Consider the following 11,871-nt stretch of genomic DNA (forward strand, 5'->3'; position numbering starts at 1 on the left):
AGTCCGTACCCGGTCCGGTCGACGTCCGGCATCGACGAGAGGTTCGGCGCCGCGACCAGCTTGCCGTCCAGACCGTACGTCCAGGCGTGGTACGGGCACTGGAAGGCCCGCTTGACCTCGCCGGACTCCTCGGTGCACAGCTTCGCGCCACGGTGCCGGCAGATGTTCAGGAACGCCTTGACCGAGCCGTCCCGGGAGCGGGAGACCAGCACGCTCTCACGGCCCACATCAACGGTGCGGAACTGGCCGGGCTTGGCCAGTTCGGCGGCGCGGGCCACACAGAACCACATGGCCTCGAAGATCCGCTCCTGCTCCTGGGCGAAGACCTCGGGGTCGGTGTAGTACTCGCCGGACAGCGTGGGGATCAGGCTGGGCGGCAGATTCGTGATGGTCATCGTGTCACCTTCGGAAGATGTCAGACGCGCACGCGGCGGGGGTCGAACAGGGCAATGGGGTGGTCGGTGGTGCCTTCGGTGGCCAGATCGGCGAGGATCTCGCCGATGACGGGGACGAACTTGAACCCGTGGCCGGAGAATCCGCAGGCCACCGTCACCTGCGGATGCTCGGGGTGCCGGGCGAGAACGAAGTGCTCGTCCGGGGTGTTGGTGTACATGCAGGCCGCGGCCTTGAGGAAGCGGCCGGGCAGGGTGGGGATGCGCGGGCGCAGGTAGTCGGCCATGGCCGCGATCTCGTCCGGGTGGATCTCGCGGTCGAGGGTTTCGGGGTCGCTGGGGACGCCCTTGCGGAAGAAGGCGACCTTGGCGCCGCCGTCGGGGCCGTCGAGGGCGGGGAAGCCGTAGATCTGGGTGCCGTCCGGATCCTCCCAGATGTAGACGGGGTGCCGGTCGTGGGTGAACGGGCCGGTGCCCCCGTCGGGTTGGAACCAGTACATGACCTGGCGCTCCACCGTCACGCTCACGCCCAGGTCGGACAGGAGCTTCGGTGCCCACGCCCCGGGGGCGATCACGAGCCGGTCGGCGGTGTAGGCGCCGCGGTCGGTGACCACCCAGGCCTTGCGGCCCGGGCCGTCGGCCTCCCAGCCGAGGACCATTTCCGCGAAGTGCAGGTCGGCGCCGTGGGCCCGGGCCAGGCCCAGGTGGGCCGTGACGGTGGCCTCCGGCCGGGCGACCCCGGCCCTGCGCTCGTAGAAGGCGACGTCGTCCGCCGCCGGGTTGAAGGTGGGGAAGCGGCGCCGGATGTCGGCGGCGCCGAGCACCTCGTGGTCCAGGCCCCACTGGTGCGCGCTGCTCAGGGTGCCGGTGAAGGCCCCGCTGTTCTCGCGGCCGATCAGGAGACCGCCGGTTTCGGTGAAGACCTCCTGCCCGGAGTCGGCGGCCAGCTTCTCCCACAGTTCGCGGGCACGGAGCAGCAGCGGCACGTAGGCCGGGTCCTCGAAGTAGGCCTGCCGGTAGATGCGGGATCCGCCGTGGCTGGAACCGAGGTTGTGAGCGGGGCCGAAGCGCTCCAGGCCGAGCACTCGCTGACCGCGGGCGGCGAGGTGATAGGCGGCTGCGCTGCCCATCCCGCCCAGGCCGACGACGATCACGTCGTACGAAGAGGCCATGTGTCCATCTCCTGGGAAGAATCTTGCCGATGAGGATTTGGTTCTGCTCGTGCTCGTGGCGCGCTTCGGCGCCGGATGCGCGACCTCTCGGGGTCGAACAGGTGCCGGGCGCCGGTGCCGGCCGCGACCTCGGCCCCGAAGTACTCGGTCTCCACCCGGATCCCCGGAGCGGCGTGCCCAGCCGGCAGCCGGGCGCAGGCGATCGGCGGGCCGATCGCGTAGCCGTGGGCGGCGCTGGTCACACGGCCGACCGGGCGGCGGTCCAGCGGACCGGCCCGTTGCCCATCACCACGGCCTGACGGCGCGGGAGACCACGACGTCCGCCGGGAGCGTTTCCCGGTTCGTGGTCCGTCTTCGGCTGAGCCGCCATGGCCTTCCTCCGGATTCGTGTCCTGTGACGGGCGGGTCAGTGGCCTCGGGCAATCCAGTCGTCGAGGTGGGGGGCCTCGGCCCCGATCGAGGTGGTGGCGCCGTGACCGGTGTGAACGGTGGTGCCGGCCGGGAGATCGAGCAGCCGGTCACCGAGGGAGACGAGGACCCTGTCGAAGTCCGAGTAGGGGCGGCCGGTGGCACCGGGACCGCCCCGGAAAGGCGTGTCGCCGGAAAACAGGGCTCCCAGCGCGGGTGCGTACAGGCAGACCGCGCCGGGAGAGTGCCCAGGGGTGTGCAGCACGTGCAGTGCGATGCCGGCCACGGTCAGCTCCTCGCCGTCGATCAGCTCCCAGTAGCCGGGCTCCCGCGGGGCATGCGCCGCCTTCCACAGCACCGCGTCGGCGGGGTGGAGCAGGATGGGCGCTCCGGTGCGGGCGGCCAGGGGCGGGGCGGCGTTCACGTGATCGTTGTGGGCGTGGGTGCACACGATGCCGACCAGGCGCCTGCTGCCGACGGCGGCGATGATGGCCTCCGCGTCGTGCGCGGCGTCGATCACGAGGACCTCGTCGTCGTTGCCGATCAGCCAGACGTTGTTGTCCACCTCCCAGCTGCCACCGCCCAGTTGAATGGCTCCGGAGGTGACCAGGTGCTCGATCCGCGCGGTCACAGGACCACCACCGAGCGCAGGACGTCACCGTCGTGCATCTTGGCGAACGCGGCCTCCACCTCGTCCAGGCCGATCGTCTCGGTGACGAAGTCACCCAGGTCGAAGCGGCCCTGCAGGTAGAGGTCGATCAGGGCGGGGAAGTCCCGGGAGGGCAGGCAGTCGCCGTACCAGGAGGACTTCAGTGCCCCGCCGCGGCCGAAGACGTCCAGCAGGGGCAGGTCGACGGTCAGCTCCGGGGTGGGGACGCCGACCAGTACGGCGGTGCCGGCCAGGTCGCGGGCGTAGAAGGCCTGCTTGTATGTCTCGGGGCGGCCCACCGCGTCCACGACGACGTCTGCGCCGAAGCCACCGGTGAGGGTGCGGATCGCTTCGACGGCGTCGGTCTTGGAGGAGTCGACGGTATCGGTGGCGCCGAACTGCTCGGCCCTCTTCAGCTTCCGGTCGTCGACGTCGACGGCGATGATGCGGCTGGCACCTGCCACCTTGGCCCCCGCGATGGCGGCCATGCCCACGCCGCCGCAGCCGATCACCGCGATCGAGTCTCCGCGGCCGACGGCGCCGGTGTTGACCGCGGCGCCGAAACCGGCCATCACGCCGCAGCCGAGCAGCCCGGCCGCGGCGGCCGAGGCGGACGGGGCCACCTTGGTGCACTGGCCGGCGGCGACCAGGGTCTTCTCGGCGAACGCGCCGATGCCCAAGGCCGGGGACAGCGGGGTGCCGTCGGCCAGCGTCATCGGCTGGATGGCGTTGTGGGTGGCGAAGCAGTACCACGGCCTGCCCTTGCGGCAGGCCCTGCACTTACCGCAGACCGCGCGCCAGTTGAGTACGACGAAGTCGCCGGGTGCGACGTCGGTGACGCCCTCACCGACCGCCTCGACCACACCTGCGGCCTCATGGCCGAGCAGGAACGGGAACTCGTCGCCGATCCCGCCCTCCCGGTAGTGCAGGTCGGTGTGGCAGACGCCGCAGGCCTGCACCCGCACCAGCGCCTCACCCGGGCCGGGGTCCGGCACCAGGACCGTCTCCACCGAGACCGGCGCGCCCTTCTGCCGGGCGACGACGGCGCGTACCTCGTGTGTCACTGTCGATCTCCTCGCTGCGGGGACGGCCGAACACGGTCTGCCGCCCGATGTTTCGGGACGGCGGGCGACGTCGATCGCTCTCCCGGAGCGATCGATGAGGGGAGGGAAGAGGACTTCACTGGACCCGAAGCTGCGTTGCGCAATACACAACTTCATTCGCCATAGGCAACGCTCGCCCAAACTGTCTCCCCACGGACATCCACTGTCAAGGGATTGGCGAAGCGAATTTGGCGTCCAGCGGGAAGCGGGCCTCCAGATGCCCGCAGACGGCCCACCACCGTGATGCCGGCTCCGATCAGCGTGATGCGGATCCGCAGGATCGGAGCGCTGAGCACACCGTCCAAAGCGACCGTCCACCGCCAGGTGCGGGTGCCGCCGGCCTCGGCCATCGCATGGCCGAGGCCGGCGCATGGTCGACCGCCCAGGCGCCCGACGCGCCCGCCCCAGGCAAGATGAGGGCGCCGAGCAGTCGGCCCGGTGCTTGTTCGGCACCCGATTCACCCGGCGGTGACGTCGCGATCGAGTCCAGCCAGAGCCGTGTGCCGGCCGGCGGGGACCGCACCGCGCTCTTCCGACGCACACCATCGACCTGGCTGTTTTGGTCGGGACCGACTGCGTATAGTTGCATTATGAGCAATCATGTCGCATATGACGCAACAACAGGTTCGACGGTGAACGGGGTGCAATCCGTCGACCGTGCCGTCAGCGTCCTGGAGATCCTCGCCCAGCGCGGAGAGGCGGGTGTCAGCGAGGTCGCCGCCGAGATCGACGTCCACAAGTCGACCGCGTTCCGCCTGCTCGGGGCGCTGGAGGCGCGCGGCCTGGTCGAGCAGACGGCCGAGCGGGGCAAGTACCGGCTCGGCTTCGGGCTCGTGCGCCTGGCCGGCGCGGTGACGGGCCGTCTCGACATCACCCAGCAGGGCCGGCGTGTGTGCGAGCGGCTCAGCGAGGAGATCGGCGAGACCGTCAACATCGCGGTGCTGCAGGAGCACTACGCCGTCGACCTCCACCAGGTACGCGGTCCGGGCGCAGTCGGTACGCACAACTGGGTGGGGCAGCTCACTCCGTTGCACGCCACCTCGAGCGGCAAGATCCTGCTCGCCCACCTGCCGGCGAGGGAGCGCGCCGAAGTGCTCGCGGCGTCCGGGCTGCGGAAGCTGACGCCGCACACCCTGACGGCCAGGACGAAGCTGGAGAAGAACCTCGCCGAGGCGCAGCAGCGCGGGTACGCGGTGGCGCTGGAGGAACTCGAGATCGGACTGCATGCCGTGGCGGCCCCGATCCGGTCCCGCGACGGCGAGGTCGTCGCCGCGCTCAGCGCCTCCGGCCCTGCGTACCGCTTCACCGAGGAACGCATCCACGAGCTCGCACCCGTGCTGGTCGAGGGCGCGGAGGAGATCAGCCGCCGGATGGGCTATCTGGGCTGGGCCTCGCCTGACCCGACAGGAGCGTGAACCGCGGCGCGCAAGGCGCACGTGCGCACAACCGGTGAGCCAACCGTGCGCTCAGCGCGGCGGCGACTGCGCCGGCCCTGCCGTCTCGACGCCCCAGCGGGCAGTCACCCGTACCGCGTCCAGCGTCGAGGCGACATCGTGCACCCGCAGGCACCAGACGCCCTTCGTGGCGGCGAGAACGGACACGGCGGTGGTCGCGGCATCCCGCAGCCACGCCGGACGGGGTTGTCCCGTCGCATCGTCCGCCAGCAAACGGCCCAGGAACGACTTGCGGGAGGCGCCCACGAGGACGGGACGGCCCAGTGCAAGGATCTCCCCGAGGCGGCCCAGCAGCCTCCAGTTGTGCTCTGGCTCCTTGGCGAAGCCCAGCCCGGGGTCGACGATCAGGCAACCGGGCGGGATCCCCGCCTCCAGCGCCGCCTCGATCCTCAGGCGCAGTTCGTCGAGCACGTCGGTGACGACATCGTCATAGAGGGCGTTCGCCTCCATGCCGGCGGAGTGTCCGCGCCAGTGCATCACCACGTACGGCGTGCCCGCCCGGGCCATCAGCGGCAGCATCGCGGGGTCGGCGAGGCCCCCTGAGACGTCGTTGATCAGCCGTGCACCCGCGTCCAGCGCACGGGCGGCGACCTCGGCCCGCATGGTGTCGACGCTGACGATCGCGCCCGCCGCGGCAAGTTCACGGACGACGGGCAGGACGCGACGCAGCTCCTCGTCGACCGGCGGACGTATCGCGCCGGGGCGGGTCGACTCACCGCCCACGTCCACGATGTCCGCTCCCTGCTCGAGCAACGCGAGTCCGTGCGCGACGGCCGCGTCCGCGGCGAACGACGAACCGCCGTCGGAGAACGAGTCCGGAGTGACGTTCACAACGCCCATGACCAGTGCACGGCCGGGCCGTGGCAGCCCGTGCGGGTGGGCTTGCGGCCTTCCAGGGGATGGAGGGGTGGTGGCGTCGGCCATGGCGGTCGCGGCAAGCGGGCAGACGGGCATCAGCAAAACCACCTCGATACGTCTTGCGAAACCAGCAGTCGTCAACGTTCGTGCAGGACGCCGACCGGGCTCGGCACAAAGCCCTGTGGGAGCCCCTCAGCGGGGCTCCCACAAGGTCGACGGGGCAACCCCGCCGAGATCGGTCACCTGTACTCCGTCGCCGCGTCGAGCAACCAGTCCACCAGATAGCCGGCGAACGACGAACGGACCAGCACCCAGAACCCGGCCCTGGGTTCGTCGCGGGCGGCCAGGACGATCTGGGTGCGGGCCAGGGTCGTCTGGGCGCAGCGTCCGGGGCCGAAGGCGCGCGGGTGCAGGTCCAGGGGGCAGCCGTGGGCCAGGAGGTCGCGGGCGCGGGGGCCGGCGACGAGGACGGTGGTGCGCTGTGCCGAGACGTCGGTGACGGACACCGGCTCGTCCCCGGCCGCCGCGCGGACACGGCTCTCCAGGTCGCGCTCGGTCCCGGGCTGTCCGACCAGCAGCCATTCGTCCGGGCCGAGCCACAGCGCGGCCAGGTTACCCGTGCGTACGACGGTGTTGGGTTCGAGGGGCAGTTGGAGGCCCAGGGCGAGTCCGACGGCGTCCGCCGCCGCTCCCTTGGGGTCGAGGCGGACGTCGACCTGGGCGAGGAGGGGGAGTTCGGCAAGACGGAGGGAGCCGCGGGAGGCCCGGGTGGCGGCAGCCAGGTGGTGCCTGGCGTGCGCCAGGGGGCTGCGGGGCGGGGCGGTCAGGACGGTGTCAGCCATCGCGGCGGGCTCCCTCGGGGTCGTAGAGGACGGGGCTTGCGACGGTCACCGGGAGCAGCCGGTCGCCCACGGGTGCGTAGAGACGTTCGCCGATGCGGTCCCGGCCGCCCTTGACCAACGCGAGTGCGAAGGTCCGGCCCAATGCCGCGCTGCGGTAGCTGGAGGTGACGTGGCCGAGCATCGGAACGGGCGGGGCGGGCAGTTCGCTGTCGGCGACCAGCTGCGTGCCCTCGGGCAGGAAGGCGGCCGGGTCCTCGGGCAGCAGGCCGACCAGGTGCTTGCGGTCGGGGCGGACGGTGTCGGCCCGGGCGAAGGAGCGCTTGCCGATGAAGTCGGGCTTCTTCTTCGACACCGCCCAGCTCATGCCCAGGTCCTGCGGGGTGACGGTGCCGTCGGTGTCCTGCCCGATGATGGGATAGCCCTTCTCGGCGCGCAGGACGTGCATGGTCTCGGTGCCGTACGGGGTGATGCCGTAACGGGCACCGGCCTCGTACAGCGCCTCCCACAGCGCGAGCGCGTCCCATGGGGACACGTTGATCTCGTAGGCGAGTTCGCCGGAGAAACTGATCCGGCACACACGCGCGTCGATGCCGGCGACGGCCGTCTCCCGCCATGCCATGAACGGGAAGTCTTCGTTGGACACGGCCAGTTGGGGCGCGAGTGCGCCGAGGACCTCGCGGGAGCGGGGGCCGACCAGGGCGACGGTGGCCCACTGCTCGGTGACGGAGGTGCAGTGGACGCGCAGTTCGGGCCACTCCGTCTGCAGCCACTCCTCCATCCAGTCCAGGACGGCGGCCGCGTTGCCGGTCGTGGTGGTGACCAGGAAGCGGTCGGGGGCGAGGCGGATGACGGTGCCGTCGTCGAAGACCATGCCGTCCGGGCGGCACATCACGCCGTAGCGGATCATGCCGGCCTTCAGGGTGCTCATCATGTTGGTGTAGAGCAGGTCGAGGAAGACGGCGGCGTCGGGACCCTGGACGTCGATCTTGCCGAGGGTGGAGGCGTCCATGAAGGCCACGCCCTCGCGGGCGGCGGCGCACTCGCGCAGCACGGCGGCCTCCATGTCCTCGCCGTCCTGCGGGTAGTACCAGGGCCGCTTCCACTGGCCGACGTTCTCGAACAGCGCACCGTGCGCGACATGCCACCCGTGCAGGGCGGTCGTGCGGACCGGGTCGCTCAGCGAGCCCCGGTCGCGGCCGGCCAGGGCGGCGAAGGAGACGGGCGTGTAGGGCGGGCGGAAGGTGGTCGTGCCGAGGGCCGAGATGTCCACGCCGAGGAGTTCGGCGACAACTCCGCTCGCGAGGACTCCCGCGGTCTTGCCCTGGTCGTTGGCGGTGCCTGCGGTCGTGTAGCGCTTGGTGTGCTCCACCGAGCGCAGGCCCGCCCCGGTCGCCCGCGCCAGGTCGTCGACCGTGACGTCGCGCTGGAGGTCGACGAAACGCGGGGCACCGTCCCGGCCGGGGACCGCGTACACCTGCATGGGCGGGGTCTGCGGGTGCGCCGTCGCGTCGGGGAGGCGGGGTGCGTCGGGCACGTAGCCCTCGGCCCCCAGCGCCCGAGCGGCCGCCGCCGCACCCTGGGCCAGGACGGTGGGCAGGTCGAGGACGCCGCTCGCGCTGCCCGCGACTTCGACGGCCTGACTGCAGGTGCCGGGGACGAACGAGCCCAGGGTGTCGTCGTAGCGGAGCTTGCCGCCGGCCTGGCTGAACAGATGCGCCACCGGGTTCCAGCCGCCGGAGACCAGCAGCAGGTCCGCGGCGAACTCACGGCCGGCACCGGTGTACTCGCCGTACGGAGTGGCGACGACGGTGGTGAGCCGCGGATCGCCTTCCGTGGCGGTGACGGCGTGAGCGGTCAGCACCTCGATGCCGGCCTGCGTGGCACGGTTCGCCCACTCCCCCGGCTCCGGGCGGGTGTCGAGGATCGCCGCGACGTCCACGCCGGCGGCGTGGAGGTCCAGCGCGGTCGCGTAGGCGCTGTCGTTGGTGGTGAAGACGACTGCCCGGCGGCCGGGCAGGACACCGTGCCGGTGGAGGTAGGTGCGGGCCGAGGCGGCCAGCATCACACCGGGACGGTCGTTGTCCGCAAAAGCCAGGGAGCGCTCGTGGGCGCCGGTGGCCAGGACCACCCGGCGGGCACGGATGCGCCACACACGTTCCCGGGAGACGTTCTCGGGGGCGGCGGCGCCGAGGTGGTTGGTGCGGCGTTCCACGGCGAGCAGGTGGTTGTCGTCGTAGTAGCCGAAGGCGGTCGTGCGGCGCAGGACGCGCACCTCGGGGGCGGCTTCGAGCAGCCTGGTGACCTCCTCGACCCAGTCGAGGTGTTCGCCCGTGCCGAGCAGACTGCCGCCGAGCTCCGGCTGGTCGTCGGCCAGGATGACGCGAGCGCCACTGCGGGCGGCCGCCGCCGCTGCGGCCAGGCCGGCCGGGCCCGCGCCGACGACCAGCAGGTCGCAGTGGGCGTGCACGGCGTCGTAGCGGGCCGGGTCCGGTTCCGTGGCGAGCCGGCCCTGGCCGGGCAGGCTGCTCGCGACCAGGCCGTCGTACAGCTCGACCGTGGTCGCGGGGAGCATGGGCTCGGGGAAGGGCGCCTCGATCTGGACGACCGCGTTCGGCTCCTCCACACCGGCGGAGAAGATACCCCGGGGGCGGCCGAGCTTGATGCTGGTGCCGGCCTGGATCACACCGTTGGCGAGGAGGGCGGAGGCAAGGGTGTCGCCTCGGTAGCCCTGGTACTCGGTGCCGTCGAAGGTGAACGTCAAGGGAGCGTCACGGTCGATACGGCCGCCGGCGGAGAGGCGGAGGCCGGTTGCCGGGACCGTCGCTGGGGGCTCGGAAGGGGCCTCGTACTCAGACACCGCAAGGGCCGGCTGTGCCGGCCCGGGCTCGGAAGGCAGCGGGCGAGGCTGAGAAGTGACCGGATGCGCCTCCACAGTCTCCGGGCGCTCCTCCCCGGCCCGGTACACCGCCAGGATCTCGTTCGTCGCCGTGTCCCGGACGGCATTGAACCAGCGGCGGCACCCCGCCGCGTGGCTCCAGCGTTCGGCGAAGGGGCCCTTGGGGTTGTCACGGAAGAACAGGTACCGCGCCCACTCCTCGTCGGTGAGGGCGGCTGGGTTCTCGGGGTAGGGCACGTGTGCCTGGCCGCCGTAGTGGAACTCGGCCTCGTCGCGGGGCCCGCACCACGGGCAGGGGATGAGCAGCATGTCGTTCGGCTCCCTTGAGGATCCCTAGTGGGCCACCGCGGCCGCGCCGTGCTCGTCGACGAGCGCGCCGGTGGTGAAACGGTCGAGCGAGAAGGGGGCGTTGAGGGCGTGGGGGGTGTCGTTGGCGATGGTGTGGGCGTAGACCCAGCCGACGCCCGGGGTGGCCTTGAAACCGCCCGTCCCCCAGCCGCAGTTGAGATAGAGGTTGTCCACCGGGCTCAGGCCCACGATCGGCGAGGCGTCCGGGCTGACGTCGACGATGCCGCCCCAGGTGCGCAGCACATGGGCACGCGCGAACACCGGGAACAGCTCCAGCGCCGCCGACATCTGCTCCTCGATGATGTGGAAGGCGCCACGCTGGGTGTAGGAGTTGTACGCGTCGATACCCGCGCCCATCACCAGCTCGCCCTTGTGCGCCTGGCTGACGTACACGTGGACGGCGTTGGACATGACCACCGTGGGGTGGACCGGTTCCAGGAGCTCGGAGACCAGGGCCTGCAACGGGTGGCTCTGCAGCGGGAGTTCGATGCCCGCCATGGCGGCCAGCACCGAGGTGTGACCGGCCGAGCACAGGGCCACCTTGCCCGCGGCGATCGAGCCCTGCGTGGTCCGGACTCCGACCACCCGGCCGCCGACCACGTCCAGGCCGGTGACCTCGCAGTTCTGGATGATGTCGATGCCGGCGGCGTCCGCGGAACGGGCGAAGCCCCATGCCACGTAGTCGTGCTTGGCGATGCCGGCGCGCGGCTGGTAGGTGCCGCCGAGCACCGGGTAGCGCACGTCGGGCGAGATGTTGACGATCGGGCAGACCTCTTTGACCTGCTCGGCGTCCAGCCATTCGGCGTCCACGCCGTTCAGCCGGTTGGCCTCCACTCGGCGCACGCTGTCGCGGACGTCCTGCAGGCTGTGGGCGAGGTTCAGCACGCCTCGCTGGGAGAAGAGGATCGGGTAGTCGAGCTCCTCCGCCAGCCCTTCCCACAGTTTGAGGGCGTGCTCGTAGATGCCCGCGCTCTCGTCCCACAGGTAGTTGGAACGGATGATCGTGGTGTTGCGGGCCATGTTGCCGCCCGCCAGCCAGCCCTTCTCCAGCACCGCCACATTGGTGATGCCGTGGTTCTTCGCCAGGTAGTGGGCGGTGGCCAGGCCGTGGCCGCCGCCGCCCACGATCACCACGTCGTACGACCGCTTGGGCTCGGGTGTGCGCCACAGCCAGTCGGGGTGGTCGGGGAGGTCGGCACCGGGGGTACGGGGGCTCATCGGGCGTCTCCGTCTTGGGACAGGTGTGGGTGGAGCGGGTACTTGGGGACTGGAGCGTTCATGCGGCGTTCGCGTTCCTCTCGGCGGCCTCGACGACGTTGGCGAGCAGCATCGCCCGGGTCATGGGGCCCACGCCCCCGGGCATCGGCGCGAGCCATCCGGCGACGGTGGCGGCGTCCGGGTGGACGTCGCCGGTCAGTCCCTGCTCGGTGCGGGTGATGCCGACGTCCAGGACCGCCGCGCCGGGGCGCAGCATGTCCTTGGTGATCAGTCCGGGCACCCCGGCGGCCGCGACGACGATGTCCGCCTCGCGTACGTGCCAGGCCAGGTCCTTGGTTCCGGTGTGGCAGAGGGTGACGGTGGCGTTCTCCGACCTGCGGGTCAGCAGGAGGCCGAGGGGGCGTCCGACGGTGATGCCCCGGCCGATCACGCACACGCACGCTCCGGCGAGCGGTACGTCGTGGCGGCGCAGGAGTTCGACGATGCCGCGCGGGGTGCAGGGCAGCGGGGCGCCGACGCCGAGGGTGAGCC

General features: G+C 71.5%; 10 protein-coding genes and 1 pseudogene. 1 reads left to right on the plus strand and 10 read right to left on the minus strand.

Features of this window, described 5'->3' with window-relative positions; genetic code table 11:
• The 5 genes from ACH4UM_RS41310 to ACH4UM_RS41330 all read right to left on the minus strand — a co-directional run.
• Positions 1-395 (minus strand): aromatic ring-hydroxylating dioxygenase subunit alpha (locus ACH4UM_RS41310; protein WP_398191695.1); only part of this gene is annotated, 395 nt, incomplete at its 3' end.
• 20 nt (positions 396-415) lie between these two features.
• The gene (solA, locus tag ACH4UM_RS41315) at positions 416-1,564 is read right to left on the minus strand and encodes an N-methyl-L-tryptophan oxidase (protein WP_398191697.1); all 1,149 of its coding nucleotides are present in this window, start codon (positions 1,562-1,564) and stop codon (positions 416-418) included.
• Positions 1,543-1,806: a glycine cleavage T C-terminal barrel domain-containing protein gene (locus tag ACH4UM_RS41320; protein ID WP_398191700.1), complete on the minus strand. Its 264-nt coding sequence runs from the start codon at positions 1,804-1,806 to the stop codon at positions 1,543-1,545. The genes solA and ACH4UM_RS41320 overlap by 22 nt, the downstream gene beginning before the upstream one ends.
• 164 nt (positions 1,807-1,970) lie before the next feature.
• Positions 1,971-2,603 (minus strand): MBL fold metallo-hydrolase, encoded by a 633-nt coding sequence (locus ACH4UM_RS41325; RefSeq protein ID WP_398191703.1) that lies wholly within the window; start codon positions 2,601-2,603, stop codon positions 1,971-1,973.
• Positions 2,600-3,685, minus strand: a complete 1,086-nt coding sequence (locus ACH4UM_RS41330; protein ID WP_398191706.1) for an S-(hydroxymethyl)mycothiol dehydrogenase — start codon at positions 3,683-3,685, stop codon at positions 2,600-2,602. Before ACH4UM_RS41330 ends, ACH4UM_RS41325 begins: the two co-directional genes overlap by 4 nt.
• Before the next feature lie 680 nt (positions 3,686-4,365).
• Between ACH4UM_RS41330 and ACH4UM_RS41335 the strand changes: the two genes are divergently transcribed.
• Positions 4,366-5,139, plus strand: a complete 774-nt coding sequence (locus ACH4UM_RS41335; RefSeq protein ID WP_398191709.1) for an IclR family transcriptional regulator — start codon at positions 4,366-4,368, stop codon at positions 5,137-5,139.
• Positions 5,140-5,190: 51 nt separating this feature from the next.
• Here the strand turns inward: ACH4UM_RS41335 and folP are convergent, their stop codons facing one another.
• The 5 genes and pseudogenes from folP to ACH4UM_RS41360 all read right to left on the minus strand — a co-directional run.
• Positions 5,191-6,018: a dihydropteroate synthase gene (folP, locus tag ACH4UM_RS41340; RefSeq protein ID WP_398191712.1), complete on the minus strand. Its 828-nt coding sequence runs from the start codon at positions 6,016-6,018 to the stop codon at positions 5,191-5,193.
• Positions 6,019-6,275: 257 nt separating this feature from the next.
• Positions 6,276-6,878, minus strand: a complete 603-nt coding sequence (locus ACH4UM_RS41345; protein ID WP_398191715.1) for a sarcosine oxidase subunit gamma — start codon at positions 6,876-6,878, stop codon at positions 6,276-6,278.
• A complete protein-coding gene (locus tag ACH4UM_RS41350; RefSeq protein WP_398191718.1) occupies positions 6,871-10,083 on the minus strand; it encodes a sarcosine oxidase subunit delta family protein in 3,213 nt (1,070 codons plus the stop codon). The genes ACH4UM_RS41345 and ACH4UM_RS41350 overlap by 8 nt, the downstream gene beginning before the upstream one ends.
• Positions 10,084-10,107: 24 nt before the next feature.
• Positions 10,108-11,340 (minus strand): sarcosine oxidase subunit beta family protein, encoded by a 1,233-nt coding sequence (locus ACH4UM_RS41355; protein WP_398191721.1) that lies wholly within the window; start codon positions 11,338-11,340, stop codon positions 10,108-10,110.
• A 58-nt stretch (positions 11,341-11,398) separates the two neighbouring features.
• Positions 11,399-11,871, minus strand: a pseudogene (locus ACH4UM_RS41360) (bifunctional methylenetetrahydrofolate dehydrogenase/methenyltetrahydrofolate cyclohydrolase); the annotation flags it as partial.

This window comes from Streptomyces sp. NPDC020801, from assembly GCF_044334385.1.
In the GTDB taxonomy this organism is placed as follows: domain Bacteria; phylum Actinomycetota; class Actinomycetes; order Streptomycetales; family Streptomycetaceae; genus Streptomyces.

Coding starts and splice junctions, on each gene's coding strand:
- ACH4UM_RS41345 (WP_398191715.1), bottom strand. CDS start 6,878: ATGGCTGACACCGTCCTGACCGCCCCGCCCCGCAGCCCCCTGGCGCAC.
- folP (WP_398191712.1), bottom strand. CDS start 6,018: ATGGGCGTTGTGAACGTCACTCCGGACTCGTTCTCCGACGGCGGTTCG.
- ACH4UM_RS41350 (WP_398191718.1), bottom strand. CDS start 10,083: ATGCTGCTCATCCCCTGCCCGTGGTGCGGGCCCCGCGACGAGGCCGAG.
- ACH4UM_RS41355 (WP_398191721.1), bottom strand. CDS start 11,340: ATGAGCCCCCGTACCCCCGGTGCCGACCTCCCCGACCACCCCGACTGG.
- solA (WP_398191697.1), bottom strand. CDS start 1,564: ATGGCCTCTTCGTACGACGTGATCGTCGTCGGCCTGGGCGGGATGGGC.